The sequence below is a fragment of the Microcoleus sp. C2D2 genome, assembly GCF_036702495.1.
Taxonomy (GTDB): domain Bacteria; phylum Cyanobacteriota; class Cyanobacteriia; order Cyanobacteriales; family Microcoleaceae; genus Microcoleus.
Genome location: NZ_JAUBTO010000139.1, coordinates 1 through 20,988 on the forward strand (window position 1 = coordinate 1; position 20,988 = coordinate 20,988).

Sequence of the window (20,988 nt, forward strand, 5' to 3'; positions counted from 1 at the left end):
GGTTTCATCCTATTTTACCTTTTTTTGTCTACCCCCTTGACAATTTGCACTTTTTCTTAACTTGTCACAAATGATCTGCGATATGCCCAAAGGCTCTGTAAATATAGAAGTTTTCAAGGATCGGCTGCAGTTAGCGCGGTCATGGCAAGGAAAACGGTTTTGGTTGTATAGCAACCGCCAAGGCTGCGCCGGATGCAAGGTGTAAGACATCCTCGATCCGTTCTTGGAATGCCATAGGTCTTTTTTTTTCGAGTAAAACCAATTTTTTTCAAGGCTCTCGATATTGTGCGCGAGCTAATTTCTCCATCCCAAAGTAAAGCAATTTCAACTTGAGTTTTATTCCCATTAGTCAAGGCGTTCTCACGAAATTTATCCCAATCAGTAATTTTATGACCATTGCCGGGTGGTTCATTGGGTAACGCTAAAAAGTCTCCTGTTTCCGTTTGTCGCTTCAATCCTTCTGCCGATTGTGTTGCACCAGTTTTTGGACTAGACTTTTACTGACTCCCAATCTAGTAGCTACCTTCCTCGCTTGACATCTTTTCTGCCAAATGAGCCTTCACTATTTTTTGCCGGAGCTCGATAGAATACGCTTTCCGACGGTTTGACTACAAAAATGATATTTTATTGTACCACATAACAGCGGAAACTGCTGTATTTTTCTGGGCAGTAATGTCATCACAAAACAAGCTATCCTTAGCTAAAATTGTTCAAAAAATACCTCGGGCAAATATAAATAGAATTCCCTCTCTAATTGGAGTTTATCAATGATTAAATGTCTTGAAAAATAGTGATTTAGTAAATGGATATTGGCAGGAACAAGAAAAATTTTCCGAAATCACACAAAAAGGTATGTCAGTTATAACAGAATTTAAAAATCAATGACAAAGAACACAATCAATATGAGTCAAAATCAAATTAAATGGCTAACAACAATTTTAATGTTAATCGCTTAGATCGGGTTATTACTAGAAGCGGAACCGATGCGCATCATTGGTCGGTTAAGTTTTCCGATGTGAGCATGGATTTTTGCGCAAAATTGGAAAAGACGAGAACCAGACACCCCCGCTAAACCTTTAATTACTAGATTACTATTATTCGGAATAATCGCCCTTCGCATCTTCTATTATTCAGAAATTTACAGCTAAATATATTAATTAGCTTGGGAGTAGCTACTATAACATTTAATCAAATTCACAAATCGCCGCCAAAAATCCTATATTTAATAGGAGGAATGATCGTAGCACAAGGTTTACAAGTAAGCTAGGGCTGGTACGCCGTGACTTGCCCGCTGCTGATGATTAACTTGAAAGGAAAAGGATCTCGGATGTGGTGGACTGGGTGGACTATAACCAATATTATCTACGTGGCAACGTCTAACAGCTTCATTCAATTATTCGCAATCTTGACGCCGATAATCTTGGCATATCATAACCCAGCCAAAGACCGAAAACCGACGACAATCGCCAAAAAATTCTTCTATTAGTTCTACCCACTCTATCTTGCGGGACTAGCGGCGTTAAGAGCAGTTATCTAAAATTGTTGTTATCTCCACAAAATCTCAAACCAATTTACCACAATGTCAGAAACACAAAAACAAAAAAAAGACGCGATAACGTCCGAAACCTTCGAGACATCAACAGAATACTAAGCCGAAAACTTGGAGACACGCAAAAATACTTATCGCAGTCAATCAAAAATATCGAACTCGAACGCGATCGGTAGAAAAAACAAGTTGAAGAGTTAACTCGCGAACTACAAAACCAGAAGACGATTGACACCAAGGATTGAAATGAAAGGCTCAAGAATCGAACTTAAGGTCAGGTCTGGGCGACCCTGTATCGGTAGCCGAGGTCTCAATCTCTCGGTATGCCCTACCAACCATTTAAGGTTCCAACAGCACCAGCTCCTTCGATCGATATTATAACACTGGGGACTCATTATATAGCAACAGCGCAGAACCCCCCTAGCCCCCCTTGTTAAGGGGGGGACAAAAAACACCCGATCGCCCGCTCAGCAAGGGAAATAAACTCTTGCTCCCCCCGAAGCTTGGGGGGGTTGGGGGGGTAATTACATTGCACGTTCAGTCAATTTTGTCAAGACTTGATTCGATCGCTCGACAAACTCTTTCATCCCTTCAGCATCGAAACCCTTCTGGGCCATCAAAGCCAAGTCGTAAACGTGGTGACAAATCATGTTCGCCAACTGAGTTGACGGAGACTCGCCGCTGCCTTGAATAATCGCACCCTGACTCAAACTAGCCAGATTTTGAATCAGCGGGTGAGACGTATTCACCAGCAAAACGTGTTCTTCGGGGAATTCGGCCGCTTGCTGCTGCAAAAGCGCCGTCATGTCCCGCATCCGGCGCAAAGCTTCCGGCAAAAGTACGATCGCAGGTGGCGTCGCCTCCGCAGAGTCAGACTTCAAAGCTTCTGTGCGAATGTTCACTTTCGGCTTATTGAGAGCTTTTTGGAACATTTCTTTAACTTGTTCGCTGCGAGTCTTATTCGTCGCCGGATCGACAATTTCCGCTTCTTTCTCTTTGTCAATTAGCGTTTCGTCGATGTCGGAATCAACCCGGGAGAATTTGACATCTGAGTATTCTCGTTCCAAGAAACTAATAAAGTGCGTGTCGATGAAAGAATCCATAAACAGCACTTCTAAACCTTGGCTTTTGTGCATTGCCACGTAAGTTGCTTGAGACGCCGGATCTGTACAATAAAACACGCGATTTTCGTGGCGTTTTTGATTGCGTTCCAAATACTCTTTCAGCGTCGTGTAAGGCTGCGTCGAAGTAGAAGTTTCCGACTTCGGAGTTACATCTTGCCACAAATCTCCTTCCTCAGTTTGCACCTGAACTTCGGGCGTTACAGTTTCTGGCTTGTCCGCTGTTGGTTCGTAGGTGCTGCGGTAGATTAAAATATCTTCGACTTGCTTTTTGAACTTGTCATCGTTCAGAGTTCCAAACTTGACAAAAGTGCCGATATCTTGCCAGCAGCGGATGTATTCGTTGCGGTCGTCGCGGTAGAGTTCTTTTAGCCGATCGCCCACTTTTTTCGCAATATAATCAGCGATTCTCCGCACCGTGCGATTGCTTTGCAAAGAACTGCGAGAAACGTTCAGCGGAATGTCGGTACTGTCAATGACTCCCCGCAGCGGCATCAAGAATTTCGGGATAATTTCTTCGCAGTGGTCGCTGACAAAAACCTGATTGCAGAATAGCTTAATATTGCCTTGGGTAACATCGACATCCGGCCGCAGTTTGGGAAAGAAAAGAATTCCGTTAACAATGAAAGGATAATCTGTATTCAGGTGTACCCACAGCAGAGGCTCGTCTTGGAACGGGTAAAGGTAGCGGTACAGTTCTAAGTAATCTTCTTTTTGCAAATTGCTGGCTGAGTCCCGCCAAATTGCTTTGTGCTTGTTTAGTTCCTCTCCCTCAAATTTGATGGGAACTGGCATGAAATCGCAGTAAGTTTTGATTAACTGCTTGATGCGGCTGGGCTCTAGATATTCTTGTTCTTCATCTTGGAGTGTAAGAGTAATAGTAGTGCCGCGTTCGGTACGGGAGGATTCTGATAGTTCAAAAGCGGGGGAACCGTCGCAAGACCAGTGTACTGCTTGGGAGCCTTCTTGGTAAGAAAGAGTATCAATCTCTACTTTCTGAGCGACCATGAAAGAAGAGTAGAAACCGAGGCCGAAGTGACCAATAATTGCGTCGTCGCCGTTGCCTTGGTATTTTTGAATAAATTCTTCTGCGCTGGAGAAAGCGACTTGGTTGATGTATTTTTTTACCTCGTCGGGGGTCATGCCGATCCCGTTATCGGAAATAGAGAGGGTTTTGTTTTCTTTGTCAATGGCAATGTTGATTTGCGGTTCGCCAATGTCGTCGCTGTATTCGCCGGAACGGGAAACCATTTTGAGTTTTGCAATGGCATCGACGGCGTTAGAAATTAGTTCCCGCAAGAAGACTTCGTGGTCGGTGTATAGGGACTTTTTGATGATCGGGAAAATATTCTCGGTATGGATTGAGATTGTTCCCTGTTCTAAAACTGTCATAATTTTTCTCTGTGATGACTGCTAATTGCTGAGAAATAGCTATTTAATGATTTTCGGCGATCGTGCTCTCTTCTGCAAAAGGGATTACCCTAAAAAGATGATTCGGTTTCCCTCACCATAATTGAGCGAGAAGCCAATGGCTTACATCATGGGGAGGAACGCGGCGGCGGTTTCAACCGCCCTCAATATGCTAGAATTAAATTGCAAATAAGAACAACCATCTACGTGAAGAAGTGTTTTATTAAGGAGAAACCCCTGAGTTATCTCGTCTCGGCATGACCGTAGCCTGGGTAAACAAGTAATGGTGAACATGGAGCGTACCTATCTGGCGTTGTGATGGACTCCGAAAGTAAAACAAAAGTAAGCGCAATTGCAATACCTCTGGTAATGGTAGTTGTTTTGAGCGTGTAGAGGTGATTTGTCAGCACCTGTAAGACCTCCATTATAGTCTTATGAATCCCCGTCTATGAAAGGGCTGGGGAGATGTCAAATAGTAGCTCACAAAGGCAACCGCAGCAGGAAAGTAGCGCCTTGCCCCAATTCGCTGCTGGCGCTGAGGCTGCCACGATGTGCCCGGGCTATGGTTTGGGCGATCGCCAATCCCAGTCCCGAACCGCCGGTATTGCGGGATCGATCGCTGTTGACTCGGTAGAATCGATCGAATATTCGCTCTAAATCTGCAGCCGCCATCCCAATACCGGTATCTTGAACCTGAACGATCGCCTCCTGGTGGCTGCAATCTAAAATAACTGTTACTTTTCCCCCAGCCGGAGTGTATTGAATGGCATTAACAATTAAATTAGCAACCAAACGGTAAAGTCGATCGGCATCGCCGACAACATTTAATTGCTGCTGTACGCGGATGGACGATGTTAGGGCTACCTCGGAGGCGATCGCCAAAGCTGCCAATTCCTCTACTAAATCGCTAACCAGGTCATTCAAACAACAAAGCTGAGGGCGATCGGCGATCGCTTGAGAGTCCATCCGCGCCAACAGCAACAAATCAGCCACTAACTGAGTCAATCTGCGGTTTTGCCGCTCTACAGTTCGCAAAATTTCCCGCGCTTCTTTTTCATCCAATTCAGACATCAAAAGCGCTGATTCTACTGTTGCTTGGGATGCCGCTAAAGGCGTCCGCAATTCGTGGGCAGCATCCGCTGTAAACTGTTGGATTTGTCGGTAGGAAGAATAAATGGGTTTCATTGCCAATCCAGCCAGCCACCAACTAGAAAAGCCTACCAAAATTAACGCAGTCGGCAATCCCAACTTTAAAATTAATTTGACTGTACTGAGATAATCGTTGAAGTCTTGCAAGCTCCGCCCCACTTGAAAATATCCCCAATTTTCGTGATTTTGGGTGTGCAGCGATACAGAAATTTGGTGATAACTATTGCCTTGGATGTCAGTGATTGTTTGCCACTGTTGTGAGTTAAATATCGGTGGTAATTCTTCTGGATAAGCGCCGGCTGTCGCAATCAAATTTCCTGAATTATCAAATAAACGGATATAGTAAAAGCTTTGGTTGATAGCGCTTAAAATATGGCGTTCTGGCAACTGTTTTTTAATGCCGTTAACTCCAATTACGCGGAGGTTGGGCAAAAGTTCGTTTACTATTGGTTCCAGGCGTCCGGGCTGCTGCAATTTGAGTTCTAGGCTGTCGTGTAGCGTCCCGGCTACTGATTCTAATTCGCGGTCTATGGCTACCCAGTGAGCGTGGGCGATCGCCTTATATACGCCAAATCCCAACAAGCTTAAAATCAAACCCATTACAGCCGCATAGGAAATGGCTAATTGCCAGCGAGTCCGGTTAAATAGTTTATTTTGATTCATTTTAACTGAGATTTTATATAATTGTTAAGAACAGGCAAGATGCCTGTTCCACAAAATTTAATTTTACTCGTTTTTACTCGTTCCCCGGCAGAGCCTGGGCACGCATATCCGGAGGCTAGGCCTCCAATTTACTCGTTTACTCGTTCCCAGGCTCTGCCTGGTAACGCAGATCCGGAGGCTCTGCCTCCAATTTTCATGGAATCTCTTCGAGGCAGAGCAAGAATGAAATCGCTTTCCCGGCTATTGCTGGAAGTTAATTTTCATGTTTTAGGAGTTCTGCATATTCGCTCATTCCGAGTTCCGCAAGTTGTCGGTCTTCTTCGGCAAATTCGCTGTAGAGTGTGGCTAAGTTACTTTCATCTACTGCTAGATTAGTAACTAATCTGGCACGAAATTTCAGAAATGCAATAAATTGAAATACTTGTTTGAGTTGTTCGAGATCGAGCTTTTCTAACTCTTGTTGGATTAAATCTTTCATGGCAGTTATTTTTGTATTCGACTTTCTATATTATAGCCAGATACTGGAAATGAGATATAATCCTCCCGCCGTTGCCCCAGCTTTAATTTCTCATGCGGTATCCGACGCCGTGTACGGTTTCAATTAAATTCGCGCAGCCAACTGATTCGAGTTTGCGCCGCAGCAAGCGCACTTGAGCGGCTACTACATTGCTAAAGGTATCCGCAGTTGCTTCCCATAGCTGATTCCTAATTTGGTCGGTGGTGACAATTTGGTTCGGATGTTTCATAAAATATTCTAACAGGTGAAATTCTTTGTTTGTCAGCGAAATTATCTGGTTTTTGCCGTTGCGTTCGAGATGACAAGCAGTGCGATTTCCGCAGTCGAGAACTAGATTTCCTACCTGTAGCTGTTGCGGTTGGATTTGGGGCGATCGCCTTTGCAAAGCCCGCAATCTTGCTAACAGTTCCGCCATCCCAAAAGGTTTAACTAAATAATCGTCAGCCCCGGCATCTAGTCCCGCAACTTTATCTTCCATTCGGTCTTTTGCTGTTAGCATCAAAACGGGCAGTGCGCTATGTTTAGCACGCAATCTCCCCAGCAGTTCCAATCCTGACAATCCTGGTAGCAACCAGTCAAAAATAGCCAGATTATATTGCGTCCACTGGCTGTCTAAATATTCCCAAGCTTCACTGCCATCCAAAGCCCAATCAACTATATATTTTTCCTGCTTTAAAGTGCGCTCGATCGCTTTTCCTAAATCTGGCTCGTCTTCAACTAGCAAAACTCTCATAACTCTAATTTATAGCGGTAAATCCTTATACATTGTTAGCGGCAGCATCTACCCCACATCTAAGATCGCATACTGACATGAAATCAGCATGAAATTTTATGACCCAAACTAATTGGATTGCAAGCCCCCGGATTCATTCCAACGCGCAGGCTGACTGACGGGAATAAATCTAAAATCTAAAATCTAAAATCTAAAATCGATTGACTTCGCAGGAAAAGATAGCAGTTGACAATTATTGACAATAAGTTGGAAATGTCTTATACTCAAATGCAATCAAATTTTTGAGAATAATTATCAAGAAGTATGGCAGACTTATCCGATCGTCCCGCCATGAAAAAGCCGGGGCGCTGGAGTCGCCGCCAACTGCTACAGCTAGGAATAGCTGGTGCTGGGGTAGCGGGCAGCGCGATCGCATTGCAAAATTTCACCCAAAAACGATCGGCTGTGGCGAGAGTACCGCCAATGCCCGCAGATGCAGTCACCGTCAGCAATATCAACCCGATGCAAATTGCGCGGGATTTTGATTACGGCACGGTGACGCGCGAAAACGGGCGCACGGTACGCGAATTTCGCCTGGAAGCTAATACTTCGATCGTCCAACTTAACAGCGCGGTCACTTTCAACACCTGGAACGTGAACAATCGCGTGCCGGGGCCGACATTGAGGGCAACTGAGGGCGATCGTATCCGCGTCATTTTTTATAACAAAGCCGGACATTCTCATTCGCTGCACTTTCACGGCGTTCATACCAGCGAAATGGATGGCGTTAAACCAGTGAAAAACGGTTCGGTATTTATTTATGAATTCGATGCCAATCCCTACGGATTGCATCTATATCACTGCCATATTGAGCCCGTAACTCGCCATATAGGTAAAGGACTCTATGGAATGTTCATCATCGATCCGCCAAAACCCCGCCCTCCCGCCGATGAAATCTTGTTAATCATGGGAGGATACGACGTAAACGACGACGAAAAAAACGAACTTTACGCTTTTAACGGGTTGCCCAATTATTACATGAACAACCCGATCCCTATTTACCGAAATCAGCTAATCCGGCTGTACGTTCTCAACCTGATTGAGTACGAAGCAGCAGTTACTTTTCACCTGCACGCCAACTTTTTTGACGTATATCGCACGGGAATGACTTTGACTCCCAGTGAAAGAACCGATGTAATCACAATGGGAGTAGCTGAACGGCATATTTTAGAATTTACCTACGGCTACGCTGGAAAATTTATGTTTCATCCCCATCAAGATGCGATCGCCGAAGCAGGCTGCATGGGGGTATTTGAAGTCATCGCTTAACCCAAACCCTGCTACCGCGGTGCGCCGATTCAAATAAAGAAAGTATGAAATTATTTGACAAGGTCGATCGCAAATAGGTAGAATGAATAGCTCCCAAATAATTGAGAATCTTTCTTAATAACTTGTGAGCCAAAATGCACATAACGTAAAAATTAGCAACTGCCATGTTATCAACTTTTCGTTTATTACCGACCGCCGCTGCTACAGCCATCCTCGTTGCTCTGGCTGGTTGCGTTTCCCCCACAGCCAGCAACACCGGCAGCACCGCCTCACCGGGCGCCTCACCCGCCGCGATTCCCGCAGCCACAAGCGGTCACAGCGGGAATCACGGAGGAAAGCCCGGCATTAACATCAATACTGCCATTCTTTCGGAGTTAGATAAACTCGAAGCCAAGTTAGGAATACCAGCACTTTCTAACAAAATTCAAGCCAGCCGCCCTTACGGAAAAGTCGAAGAATTGGTTTCAAAAAATGTCATTACTCAAGCCCAATTCGACCAAATCAAAGACTTGGTAACTATTGAGGATATCGTACTCACAGGCGAAGCCAAAGATGTAGACTACATGACTAAACTCGGCTTGATGAAAGGGCATCTTATCGTGGCCCAAGAACTCTTGGATCAAGGCAAACCCGACCAAGCAGAACCGCACATCGGGCATCCAGTAGAAGAAATTTATGCCGATGTGGAAGATCAGCTAAACGAGCGTAAAATTCCCGAATTTAAGGCTACTTTAATTAAATTGCAGGATTTAGTTAAAGCAGGCGCAAAAGATCCGGCTCAAGTGAATGCGGAATTTACCACATCGATGCAAGCTGTAGATGGAGCAATTGCCGCTCTTCCCGAAGCGCAGCGCAAAGATCCGAAATTCGTGCTGCAAGTGATTAACGGCTTGCTAGATACAGCTAATTCCGAATACGGAGCGGCAGTTGCTAACGGCAAAATTTCCGCAATTATTGAATACCAAGATTCGCGGGGTTTTGTCATGTACGCGGAAACGCTGTACAAAGATATCGCCGAACAAGTGGCTAAAACTAGCCCGGAAACCGACAAAGCAATTGTTGCCAACATGACTGAACTTAAGACAAGTTGGCCAAGTGCGATCGCGCCTGCCGCCCCTGTAAAAACCACCGAACAAGTCACCCAGCTAGTTAAAGCGATCGAGAACGACAGCCAAAAAGTTCTCAAACCCGCCTCTTAAAAAAGTTAACTGAAACCACGGTAATTGGTAAAAAATTTACCAATTACCTCCCGATATTACCTCAACTAAAAACATGAATTTTAGCGAAGCATTGCCCACATTTGTAATTACTCTCCGCGAAGGAGTCGAAGCCGCCTTAGTTGTCGGAATCGTTCTCGCTTGCCTCAAAAAGTCGGGACAAAGTTATTTAAGTCCTTGGGTTTTTGGGGGTGTTGGAGTTGGACTTATTGCCAGCGCTTTGATAGGTGTACTGTTCGGCTGGACTATTCAAATTTTGTCCGCATCCAATCAGCCTTTTGCACCAATTATGGAGTCGCTGCTAGAGGCAACCTTTGGGGTTATAGCAATAGCAATGCTGAGCTGGATGCTGATTTGGATGACCAAGCAAGCGCGATTTATGAAAGCCGAAGTTGAAGGCGCCGTAAGTGCTGCTTTAACCCAAAATTCTCATGCCGGCTGGGGCGTATTTAGTTTAGTTTTGATTGCCGTTTTACGCGAAGGATTTGAAACCGTTTTGTTTGTCGTTGCCAAGTTTCAACAAGGGATTATGCCAGCGATTGGTGCTTTGGCGGGCATTCTCTCAGCCACCGGACTTGGTGTCCTGCTGTTTAAATGGGGAGTCAAAATTAATATCCGCCTGTTTTTCAAATATATGGGCATTTTATTGCTCTTCATTGTAGCAGGCTTAGTGGTATCAACTTTGGGACTTTTTGACAGCGCGGTGAATATTTTATCGCAAGCAAATCGCGAATCAGCCGCACTGTGTTTCTATTACGAAAGATTTGCCAAAGTGCACTCTTGCATTCTCGGGCCAATGGTCTGGAATACCTCGAAACTGCTACCAGAAGACAAGTTTCCCGGTTTGCTGTTGAGTGCGTTGTTTGGCTACACGGATAAGCTCTATGTCGTGCAGGCGATCGCCTATTTCGTCTTTTTAATTACTGTCGGGGGCATCTACTTCCAAAGTCTGGCAGGTAGAGTTTTCTTCTCCTTCAAAAAAAGACAGGCAACGAAATAGGAAATAAAGTGCGATCGCCATAAATGGTGCATCGATCTAATCGAGTATAATTCGTAAAAATTGACCCGATTACCATCAAGGATTTTTATGATTTGCTTAGCAATTACTTCGGTTTTAGTCAACTCGGGAATGCCTAGTTGGAACTGGCTGCAAATTATCATCGTAGTTTCCTATTATGCAATTCCCACAATGCTAGTTTATGCCCTTTACAAAGGGCGAGATATCCCCTTTCAGTGGATGTTCCTGGTATTTGGAGCTTTCTTCGTCACCTGCGGCACAATCCACGTCATAGAAACATGGTATGTTTGGTTTCCTCAATCTTTAGTGTCAGAGTTCATGAAAGCAATTACAGCTTTCGTAGCCGGAAGTTCAGTTTTGTTGCTATTAACATTGATGCCTTTTGCACTGGCACTTCCCAGTCCTGCAAAGCTAGAAGCCGCCAACTTAGCATTAGGAAATGAGATTGCAGAACGCCGTAAAGCGGAGGCAGCACTTGCTGAACTAGCAGAAGTATTAGAACAGCGAGTGAAAGCAAGAACAGCCAAACTTTCCATAGCAAATGCTTCTTTAAGTAAAGAAATTTTAGAACGAAAAGAAGCCAAAAGAGCCCTGCTACAATCTGAGTTGCAACTGAGAGAAAAAGCCCAAGAACTAGAACTAGCTTTGCAACAACTCCAGCAAACCCAAGCTCAATTAGTACATACCGAAAAGTTATCAGCTTTGGGAGAACTGACAGCAGGAATTGCCCACGAAATTAACAATCCCATCAACTTTATTCATGTAAATATCGCCTACGCCCGCAATTATGTTGAAGATTTATTGCGGCTAGTCAATTTATATGACAAATATTATCCCAATCCAGCAGCAGAAATCCAAGAAGAAATTGAGAAAGTAGAACTCAATTTTTTAAGGGAAGACTTGCCAAAACTCCTTTGTTCAATGAAGGTAGGAACTGACAGAATCTGCGTGATTGTTTCGTCGATGCGCAATTTTTCGCGTTTAGACACAGACGGTATGAGTTTTGCTTCCATTCACGAAGGAATCGACAGTACCCTGCTAATTCTCCAGCACCGACTGAAAGAAAATGGCACCAGCCCTGCTATCCAACTGATTAAAGAGTACGGCGATTTACCGCTGGTTGAATGTTATGCAGGGCAACTAAATCAGGTATTCATGAACATTATCAGTAATGCCATTGATGTTTTGCGAGACACTTCTAATTCGCCTGTTTTGAATAGCGAGAGAAGCTGTCCTAGCATTCAGATTAGCACAGAAGTGGCGGAAGGCGATCGGGCAATCATCCGCATTTCCGACAACGGCCCTGGCATGACTGAAGAAGTCAAAGATAAAATATTTAATCACTTTTTTACCACAAAACCCGCCGGTAAAGGAACGGGTTTAGGGTTATCAATTAGCAGCCAAATTGTTCGAGAAAACCACTGTGGCTGCTTGGAGTGCCTTTCGGGACTTGGAGAAGGGACGGAATTTGTAATTTCGCTGCCAATAACGCAGAAGCGCCTTGAAACTAGCAGATTAGTGGAAATACCGTAGGCAGTTTGAATTGCCAATGGTAGATTTGAAATTGCAATTTGAACTAATTGATTCAAATTTTTGACAATTTAAATTATTAACACTGGATTAATCAATCAGCTATCTATTGATTGAAGGTAAAACGACCGTCAACTTTTTCTCCGTTAATATCCGCAGTAACTTTCACGGGATAACTTCCTGCATCTTTGCCGGGAAACACCACAGCGTAATGTTTGCCCTCAGCATCATACTTGAGAGCTAGGGTTTGCTGTTTTCCATTCGGCAACTGCACTTGAGCCGTCACTTTGGCGTTAGCAACTGGTTCCTTTTTATCCCCTTTTTGCAAAAAAACATCTAAATGAGTTCCCGTAGCTTCTTTTTCAGGTACAAACTCTAAATAGTAAGCTCCAGACTTTACCACTTGCCCCCCTTTAGTTGCTGTTGCAGGAGCCGAAGACGCAGGTTGAGAGGCAACAGGAGGGGAGGCTGGAGTGCTATTTTGATCGCTTGCTTGGTCGCCTTTACTGCAAGCTCCCAAAAACAGCAATCCCACACTGCCTAGAACAATTAAATTTGATTTGAGCGATTTCATTGGTTTGACTCCTTGCTGACTGACACTAATTAGAAAATATCACACATTAACTACCTTGGCGTCTTCAACAGCGGCCTGAGGTTCTTGAGGTCGTAAAAACTTACCAAATTGAGCATACAAAGCTGGCAAAACTAACAGTGTCAAGGCTGTAGAAGTAAATAATCCGCCTAAAACTACTACTGACAGCGGTTGGAGGATTTCTTTGCCTGCCCCCCCTTCTAAGACTAAAGGTGCTAAACCCAAAGCTGAAGTTAAAGCGGTCATCAGGATGGCGTTGAGCCGTTCCATCGAGCCTTTAACAATAGCTTCCTTAAAAGGCATTCCCTCGGCAAATTTAGTGTTGTAGTTGTCTACTAATAACAAGCCGTTGCGGGTGGCAACGCCAAATAAAGTGACAAAGCCAACTAAAGAAGCTACAGAGATGATGCCGCCCGTCAAAGCTACCGCAATTACTCCTCCCACTAATCCGATCGGCAAATTAATCACGATCGTAGCAGTTGAAGCGATAGACTTGACGGACAAGTACATCAATACTGTAATTACCAAAAAGGCGATCGCACTAAATATCATAATATTTTGCGAAGCTCTTTGTTCTGCTTCAAATTGACCGCCGTACTGGATAAAATAGCCAAAAGGCAACTCGACCTCTCGTTTTACTTTAGCTTGAATTTCATTCACAACCGATCGCAAATCCCTACCTTTAGCATTAGCCGCCGCCACAATCAACCGGGAAACATTCTCGCGGTTAATCGTATTTGGCCCCGTACCGTATTTAACAGTCGCAACTTGGGCGAGGGGAATCTTGTTACCGCTGGGAGTATCAACCAACAAATTCTGAATAGTTTCTAGGTTGTTTCTAGCTTCAGGCTGCAACCAAACAACTAAGTCAAAAGTTTGCTGCACCTCCAAAACTTGAGAAACAACTTTGCCGTTTAAAGCTGTCTCAATTATTTCAGAAAGCTCTCCGATTTTCAAACCGTATCTACCCGCAGCTTGACGGTTAAACTTAATTTGAATTTGTGGCACTGGCACCTGCGGTTCGAGTTGCAAATCCACAATTCCGTCAACGGTTTTCATTTGCTCTTCAACTTGGGCACCGATGATGCGAAGTTGATCCAAATCCGGGCCAAAGATTTTGACAGCAATCTGACTTCTGACACCAGATAAAACCTCATCCATCCGGTGAGAAATAAAACCGCCGATATTTGGTGCAACTCCCGGCAATTTAGCAAATTCCTGCCGCAGCGACTCCAAAGTTTTCGGCCTGTTTTTCATCCCAGCCTCGCTCAAACCGATATCAATGTGAGCTAAATTGACTCCCGCAGCATCAGCATCTCCCGGAGCTCTGCCCGATCGCACTTGCACGTATTCAAACCTGCTATCATCCTTAAGTGCATCTTCAATAGCAAAAGCCGCGCTATCTGTTGTCTCCAAAGACACCCCCGGATAAAGCAGAATAGTATTCACCAAAGTTTGCTCCTGAAACTCCGGCAAAAACACCCGTCCAAAGGATGGCAAAATAATTAATGTAGCCACCATGCTAGCAGCAGCTAAAGCTAAAATAATCCCCGAATAGCGCATTGAAAAATTTATCAAAAAATGATATATTTTTTTGCAAACTCTCGGCAGCCAAGGTTCCGCAGCACTCATGCGTTTGTTAGGCAACAAAATAGCGCAAAGGGCCGGAGATATTAACAGTGATTCCAGACTAGAAATTACAACAACTACCAAATAAGTAATCCCCATCGGCGTAAAAATCCTACCTTCTACACCGGGCAAAGTAAAAATTGGCGAAAACACCACAATGCCAATAACAGTCGCTCCAATTAAAGAATCGCGCACCTCTTGACTGCCGTCAAAAATCACATCCATCACCGGACGTGGATGAAGAGAAGACGTATTTTCTCTCAAATTGCGGTAGGTATTTTCCGCATAGACGATCGCATCGTCGATCGCAGTGCCGATCGCCACCGACAAACCCCCCAAAGTCATCGTATTCAGCCCCAGCCCCAGCCAATTCATCGCCAGCAAACCCAACAGCCAAGTCAGAAAGAAATCCAGCAAAACAACCGTCAGAGTGCGCCAATTCATCAAAAACGGGATGAGAATAAGGGTGACAATGATACTACCTTCAACTAAAGCCGATCGCACATTTTCCACCGAGGAATTAATATATTCTTCCTGTCGAAAAGTCACAGTAACTTTAATATCTTTTGGCAGAGCTTGCTGCACCTCAGCCATTGCTGCCTCAACCGCTTTAGTTACCGTCGGAGTATCAGCAACTGGCTGTCTGTTTACCATCACAATCACAGCTTTTTTGCCGTTAAAACTGCCATCGCCCCGCTTGATAGCAGCACCAATCTTGACATCAGCTACATCAGCAATTCTGACGGGTGTTCCGTGGCGAGAGTCGATCGCCGATTGCTGCAAATCTTCCAGAGACTCAATCCGCCCCACCCCCCGGATTAAAGTTTCTCGATCCGGCGTAATTAAATACCCCCCCGGCGCATTAACATTCGCAGCAGCAGCCGCTTCGGCAACTTGCTGCAACGACACATTAAAAGCTTTCAACTTAGCAGGTTCTACTAATACTTGATACTGCCTTTCTTCGCCGCCGTAAGCCACCACTTGAGCAACGCCCGTCACAGCTAGAAGGCGATTTGTGACTTGCCAATCAACCAGACGGCGCACTTCCATCAAAGGAGTAGTTTCCGAGGTAAAAGCATAGGTAATCACCAGGCCGACTGGAGAAGTTGTAGGAGAAATTTGCGGTGTTTCTACCCCAGCAGGGAGTTTGCTTTGAGCTTGCTGCAACCGTTCTGTTATCAACTGCCGCGCTTGATAAATTTCAGTTCCCCAATCAAAGATTACCTTAACCGAAGAAAGCCCCACAGCGGAAGACGATCGCACTGCTGTTACCCCAGGAGTTCCGTTAATCGCACTTTCGATCGGTAGTGTTACCAAAGACTCGATTTCTTCCGGTGCCAGACCCGGTGCTTCCGTCTGAATTTCGACTTGCGGGGGTGCAAAAGGCGGGAAGACATCAAGGGACATTTGGGGGATGATATACAATGTCCAAAGACTAATAATAATGGTGGCGATAACGACTAGCCAGCGGCGGTTAATTACCCATCTAAGAATAGTGCTGAACATTTTATGATTTTATAGAGGTGATGACTATTAGCCACCGTTGGGTGATCGACCATTTAACAATAAAATTTAGCCGATATTAAAGGCTCCGGCTGCCCTAGCTTTCCCCGCGATTCCTTGGCTGAACAGTGTTAAATAGTCATTCAATTTAGCTTGACACCCAAAAATGAAATTAGGATGAAATCTTTTAACTTCCAACCCGGATTCATAACTCATGTAAAATCTAAAATCTAAAATCTAAAATCTAAAATGATATAACCTGTATTGCTATTTTTGACAATGCAGCTTACAATAGTTATTATGCAAGCACCAAAACACTACTCGCACGCCCCAATCACCGAAGCCTTGATTGATATACAAGTTAAACTTCCACCAGAAGTTAAACTTGACAATTTGGCGCAGGTGTACTCCAGCATTCAGGCTGAGTATCCTCAGCGTGAAGAGGTGTTACTTTTTCAGGGACAAATGATGGCAGGTGCTAGTGTTGGGGCAACAGCCAGCCAATCTCCAATTGGCTATATAGCCTCCCGCGGCGACCAAAAACAAATTCTTCAACTGCGTTTAGATGCTTTCGCATTCAGTCGGCTTGCCCCTTACGACTGTTGGGGAAATTTTCGGGATGAAGCAAAGCGACTGTGGAATATCTATCACTCGCTGACACATCCAGAAGCAATTGTTCGTTTAGCACTCAGGTATATTAACAGGCTAGATATTCCTTTACCGATTGGCGATCTCAAAGAGTATTTGAGGACATTTCCGGAAGTTGCCCCTGACTTGCCACAAGGATTAAGTGGCTACTTTATGCAGCTACAAATTCCGCAAGAAAACTTGGGAACAATGCTGGTTATTAATCAAGCAATAGTTCCACCTCCCACACCAGATTGTGTTTCTATAATATTGGATTTAGACCTATTTTTGGAAGGGTATATTCCTCATGATGAAATAGGGCTTTGGCACATTTTAGAACAAATGCACGAACAAAAAAACATAGCTTTTGAAGCTTGCATTACAGAACGCATAAGGGAGTCGATTAACTGATGGCTACAATTACCCCCCTACATCCTAAGGGCGTTTCACCATCACCAAAATTGCTGGTGTTAGAGCCAAAACCCACAGCTCAATTACAAAGTCCTGAAGGCCGAAAACTTGCAGCACTAGCTGATGAAGTGTTGCGGAATTTAACAGTTGTCAAACAATACTTACAAACTCTAGAAAGCATTGGCGAAATAGACTGGCAGCCAGTACCGCCAAAGCGTTCGGAACGAGTAATGATGCGTGCTCAGTTCAAAGGGCGTAAAAAACCTCTGCCGTATATTTTCGATGAAGAATGATCGTAGAACCTTTCTGGGTGCAGGTCAATGAATCGACTCTCAGGCAAGGTGATTACCTGCCTGGGTGTCTCGTACCAATACCAGTATTTGACCCAACAAATTTTGGAAAAAATAGTGAAATTAAAGACGTACAAATAGAAGTTAATGAACTCGATCTAATTGTTCTCACCCACAGCTGCGATCTGGATAATAAAAAAGTAGCTCAGGTAGTGCTGTGTGTAATTTACCCTATTTCAGAATTTGAGGAAAATAACGAAGCATTTAAGAAAAAAGGACAATGGAATGAAGTTTTAAAAGGGAGGACAGAAGGTTTGCACCTGCTGGCATCACCAACGAACCCAGATAATAACAAAGAATCACTGGTTGTAGATTTTAGAGATATCCAAACCTTGCCTTACGAATATGTGTTGAAACACGCTAGTAATTTAAACGATCGCTGGCGATTAAAATCTCCTTACCTAGAACACTTTTCTCAGGCATTTGCACGTTTATTTATGCGAGTTGGTTTACCATCGGCTATTCCGCGTTTTTAAGTCATTTTATGTAGGTTATAATTGCTAGACTAAACAAAATTTTTACTTTAAACTCTTGGCTTCTGTCTCCTGACTTTTAACGCGATGGTTGTCATCCCGCAGTGACAATTCATCTACTGTACTCGCGTTTAATGTCGGTGCAGAGACAGAAAAATTATTGTTTCCAGAATCCGCTGCTATTGCTGGCAATTTGCGCCGATTTCCCCACAACACGCCGGCTGTGAAAGTTAGAAATGCGATCGCAACTCCTCCCCCTATCCCCGCCCACCATAAAGACACGGGTAAATTATTAAAATTAACCTCTGTTACCTTTGGAGTTACCTTTTTCTTTTCCTCGTCTTTTGAGGGCTTGCTGCCGCCCCGCAAAGATTGTGCGTAGAGTTGAGGTGCTCGCTGCGTTACTATCAAATCTCCCTCGAATAAACCCCTCTTCACTTCAACTAAATCTCCGGCCGTTTGACCGAGTTCAATTTCAACAGCTTGATAAGCATTGCCATTTTGGACGTAAACGGTTTTTTTACCGCTAACATCCACTACCGCCGCACTCGGAATTGCTAAAATATTTGTGGCAGTTTTGTCGGTTAAAATCTCCAACTCAGCAAACAGTCCTGGCTTTAATTCACCGTTAATATTATCTAGTTCTGCTTTCACGGGAACAACCCGCGTTTCTCCTGACACGGATGACCCAATTAAGGCGATTTTTCCCTTGAAAGTGCGATCGGGTAAATTAGCGACTTTTACCCTGACTTCTTGACCCTGTTTTACTTGATTCAGGTCTTTTTCATAAATATTGGCTGTGGCAAAAACGCGGCTGTCATTTAACAGACTCATCAACGGTTTTTCAGCGTTTACTGACTCTCCTGGGGTGATTTCGCGATCGGCTACCGTCCCCGAAATCGGAGCAACTACGGTAACGAGTCCTCGATCGTTGGCAACAGTTCCTAATTGTTGGAGCCGCGCTTGATAGGCTGCGTCAGCCAAGCGAATGCGCGACTGAGCGACTTCGACGGCAGTTTTGCCGCGTTTGAGTTGGTTCTCGGCTTCTAGGACTTCCCGGCGGCTCTGAGCTCTGGTAAGTTGAGCTTTTGCTTCTGCTACTCGGCCTTGAGATTCCCGCAATTCCCGCATAGGGAGGTCTACTTCGGCTTGTTTAATTTCGGTTTGGGATTTGATAACTTCAGGACGGCTTTTTGCCTTAGCAACAGCGGCTTTTGCTTCGGCGAAGTGGGCTTGCGATTCCAGCATTGTGCGCCGCGCGATCGCTCCTGATGCCGCTAATTCTTTGTCGCGATCGAACTGTTCTTTAGCAATAGTTAATTCTGTTTCGGCCCGCGCTATTTCGGCCCGCGCTATTTCAACTTGACGTTGATAGTTTTCTTTAGCCGCTTGCACAACTGAACGCTTGTTTACTAATTCTTGTTCTCGCTGGTACTGCTTAGTTACCGCTGTCAATTGGGTTTGGGCTTGGGCGATTTCTGCTGCGGATATTTGAAGTTGGCGATCGTAATTTTCTCGTGCTAGTTTGAGATCGCCTTTCGCTTGCTGCAAATCAGCCTCAGCTTCCGCACGTTTCGAGAGAGATTCCACGCGCAATTGCCCTAATTCTGAACTAGATAAAACAGCAAGGGCTTGACCTTTAGAAACTTTGTCGCCCGGTTGGACTAACAATTCTACCGCCGTACCGCTAACCGGAGCCCGAACCTCTACTTTTTGGTTTGGCAAAGTTTCAATTTGTCCTGTAGTTTTAATGCCCACAGCCAATCGCTGAGCTTTCACTGACTCAACTTTAATTCCGATCCGCTTCGATGTTTCCGCATCAACAGAAATAGCGGCTGGAATTTGAGTTGTTTCGCCGCTTTGGTGAAATTCATTTCCGTGGCCAGCGTGGGCAAAAACGGCGGCGCCAGAGGTGAGGAATGCGAGGCTCAGGAGCAACCCAGAAACGCGGCAGAGCTTTATTGGGGAGGCGAAATAGTGGCAAGATTGCATGATTGAGTAGGGGCGAATCTGAACTCACAGCTCAGTTTTGCAGATAAATATGAAATCAGGATGAAATAGTCAATGCCGGGGCGGGTTTCTCAGGCTTTTTCACTTACCATTTATATTCGGGTGAACCCGCCCCTACAGATATTGCGATAAATTTATCCACCCCGTCACTACTGTTTATACCAAGCTTGCCGCCACTGTTTCATTTGCTCAATTTCTTGCTTTTGCGAAGTCAGAATTTCTTGAGCTAATTTCTTCATTTCCGGCCGTTTTGACTTCTTCAAAGCATCTTCAGCCATCACTAAAGCTCCTTCGTGGTGAGGAATCATCGCATTGATAAATCGCAAGTCAAATTGGTCGTCAGCAGCCCCTAAATCCATGCTCATCATCATGTTTTGCATTTGTTCGGGAGTCATTGCCATCATGTGACCCATTTGAGAGTGATAAGCCATTGGCGTACTGCTGGCTTTGGCATACCAAGCTTTTCGCCACTCTTTCATTTGATTGATTTCGCGGTTCTGAGCAGCAATAATGTTATTTGCTAGTTTTTTCATTTCCGGACGTTTGGATTTATTGAGTACCTCTTTTGCCATGTTTACAGCACCTTGATGGTGTACTGTCATCCCATCAATAAATCGCAAATCGTAGTCGGCATCAGCCGGGCCTAAATCCATTGACATATTGTGATTCATGCCATGATTCATGCCACCCATGCCGCCGCCTTGTGCCATGTCTTGCTTATTGTTTGCTTCGGTTGCAGCCGTAACATTTGGGGCTTGAGTTTCGCTGGAAGGGGCTTTTGAACAAGCTGCAAGCACTCCGCTGGTTAAAGCGGCTGCGGCGGTCAATATCAGGGCTGCAAAGCCTGTTTTTAATGAAATTGGTTTCATAGATTTTATATGCTTAAAACGGCGATTTATCTTCAGCTTTCCACTTATAAATGAAATTAGGATGAAATTTTCGCCTCGGAATTGTAAAGAATTATTGCTGTGCCGTCGATCGCACTCAAATTTAAAATTTACAGGACTGACAACCGAATTATGTAGGGTGCACAGTGCGCGCCTTACCCCTATGGGTAGCGTGTCAAACCACTTTTTTGAGAATTTCTGATTTATTTCGCAATTCCCCTTGACCGAAAGCATCCAGGATACAAGCCCCCGGATTCATCCGTCCAGAAATAAAAAACCTGTATCCGATGAAAC

15 protein-coding genes and 1 pseudogene are annotated in these 20,988 nt (G+C 44.5%); 7 read left to right on the top strand and 9 right to left on the bottom strand.

All coding sequences use genetic code 11. The features are described from left to right. Window positions 1-215 precede the first annotated feature (215 nt). From QUB61_RS30800 to rppA, 5 genes and pseudogenes are all read right to left on the bottom strand, one after another. Window positions 216-455: pseudogene (locus QUB61_RS30800) on the bottom strand (IS630 family transposase); the annotation flags it as partial. A gap of 1,615 nt (window positions 456-2,070) precedes the next feature. Next, a complete protein-coding gene (gene htpG, locus QUB61_RS30805) occupies window positions 2,071-4,059 on the bottom strand; it encodes a molecular chaperone HtpG (RefSeq protein WP_333129980.1) in 1,989 nt (662 codons plus the stop codon). A gap of 498 nt (window positions 4,060-4,557) precedes the next feature. Next, window positions 4,558-5,889 carry a two-component system sensor histidine kinase RppB gene (gene rppB / locus QUB61_RS30810; protein WP_333129978.1) on the bottom strand — a complete coding sequence of 444 codons (1,332 nt, stop codon included), beginning with the start codon at window positions 5,887-5,889 and terminating at the stop codon, window positions 4,558-4,560. A gap of 253 nt (window positions 5,890-6,142) precedes the next feature. Then, window positions 6,143-6,367, bottom strand: coding sequence for a hypothetical protein (locus QUB61_RS30815; protein WP_333129976.1), 225 nt, complete (start codon window positions 6,365-6,367; stop codon window positions 6,143-6,145). 82 nt (window positions 6,368-6,449) lie between these two features. Then, a complete protein-coding gene (gene rppA, locus QUB61_RS30820; RefSeq protein WP_333129974.1) occupies window positions 6,450-7,139 on the bottom strand; it encodes a two-component system response regulator RppA in 690 nt (229 codons plus the stop codon). 303 nt (window positions 7,140-7,442) lie between these two features. Between rppA and QUB61_RS30825 the strand changes: the two genes are divergently transcribed. The 4 genes from QUB61_RS30825 to QUB61_RS30840 all read left to right on the top strand — a co-directional run bounded on the left by QUB61_RS30825 (window position 7,443) and on the right by QUB61_RS30840 (window position 12,215). Continuing rightward, window positions 7,443-8,447: a multicopper oxidase domain-containing protein gene (locus QUB61_RS30825; protein ID WP_333129971.1), complete on the top strand. Its 1,005-nt coding sequence runs from the start codon at window positions 7,443-7,445 to the stop codon at window positions 8,445-8,447. 164 nt (window positions 8,448-8,611) lie between these two features. Next, entirely contained in the window at window positions 8,612-9,646 is a 1,035-nt protein-coding gene (locus tag QUB61_RS30830) for a helix-hairpin-helix domain-containing protein (RefSeq protein ID WP_333129969.1), read from the top strand. Between the two features lie 73 nt (window positions 9,647-9,719). Next, complete coding sequence (locus tag QUB61_RS30835; protein ID WP_333129967.1) at window positions 9,720-10,664, top strand: FTR1 family protein; 945 nt, start codon at window positions 9,720-9,722, stop codon at window positions 10,662-10,664. Window positions 10,665-10,751: 87 nt separating this feature from the next. Beyond that, window positions 10,752-12,215 carry an ATP-binding protein gene (locus tag QUB61_RS30840; RefSeq protein WP_333129965.1) on the top strand — a complete coding sequence of 488 codons (1,464 nt, stop codon included), beginning with the start codon at window positions 10,752-10,754 and terminating at the stop codon, window positions 12,213-12,215. 103 nt (window positions 12,216-12,318) lie between these two features. On the opposite strand, the gene QUB61_RS30845 is transcribed toward QUB61_RS30840, so the two are convergent. Next, the gene (locus QUB61_RS30845) at window positions 12,319-12,786 is read right to left on the bottom strand and encodes a hypothetical protein (RefSeq protein WP_333129962.1); all 468 of its coding nucleotides are present in this window, start codon (window positions 12,784-12,786) and stop codon (window positions 12,319-12,321) included. Window positions 12,787-12,825: 39 nt separating this feature from the next. After that, window positions 12,826-15,939 carry an efflux RND transporter permease subunit gene (locus QUB61_RS30850; protein WP_333129960.1) on the bottom strand — a complete coding sequence of 1,038 codons (3,114 nt, stop codon included), beginning with the start codon at window positions 15,937-15,939 and terminating at the stop codon, window positions 12,826-12,828. 297 nt (window positions 15,940-16,236) lie between these two features. On the opposite strand from QUB61_RS30850, the gene QUB61_RS30855 reads away from it, so the two are divergent. The 3 genes from QUB61_RS30855 to QUB61_RS30865 are packed head-to-tail and all read left to right on the top strand — an operon-like array spanning window position 16,237 to window position 17,800. Then, window positions 16,237-16,974 carry a TIGR04255 family protein gene (locus QUB61_RS30855; RefSeq protein ID WP_333129957.1) on the top strand — a complete coding sequence of 246 codons (738 nt, stop codon included), beginning with the start codon at window positions 16,237-16,239 and terminating at the stop codon, window positions 16,972-16,974. Further along, window positions 16,974-17,267 (top strand): hypothetical protein, encoded by a 294-nt coding sequence (locus QUB61_RS30860; RefSeq protein WP_333129954.1) that lies wholly within the window; start codon window positions 16,974-16,976, stop codon window positions 17,265-17,267. The genes QUB61_RS30855 and QUB61_RS30860 overlap by 1 nt, the downstream gene beginning before the upstream one ends. Next, window positions 17,264-17,800 (top strand): hypothetical protein, encoded by a 537-nt coding sequence (locus tag QUB61_RS30865; protein ID WP_333129951.1) that lies wholly within the window; start codon window positions 17,264-17,266, stop codon window positions 17,798-17,800. The genes QUB61_RS30860 and QUB61_RS30865 overlap by 4 nt, the downstream gene beginning before the upstream one ends. Window positions 17,801-17,842: 42 nt before the next feature. Here the strand turns inward: QUB61_RS30865 and QUB61_RS30870 are convergent, their stop codons facing one another. Next, entirely contained in the window at window positions 17,843-19,735 is a 1,893-nt protein-coding gene (locus QUB61_RS30870) for an efflux RND transporter periplasmic adaptor subunit (protein WP_445300247.1), read from the bottom strand. Window positions 19,736-19,956: 221 nt separating this feature from the next. After that, entirely contained in the window at window positions 19,957-20,676 is a 720-nt protein-coding gene (locus tag QUB61_RS30875) for a DUF305 domain-containing protein (protein WP_333129944.1), read from the bottom strand. Window positions 20,677-20,988 lie beyond the last annotated feature (312 nt).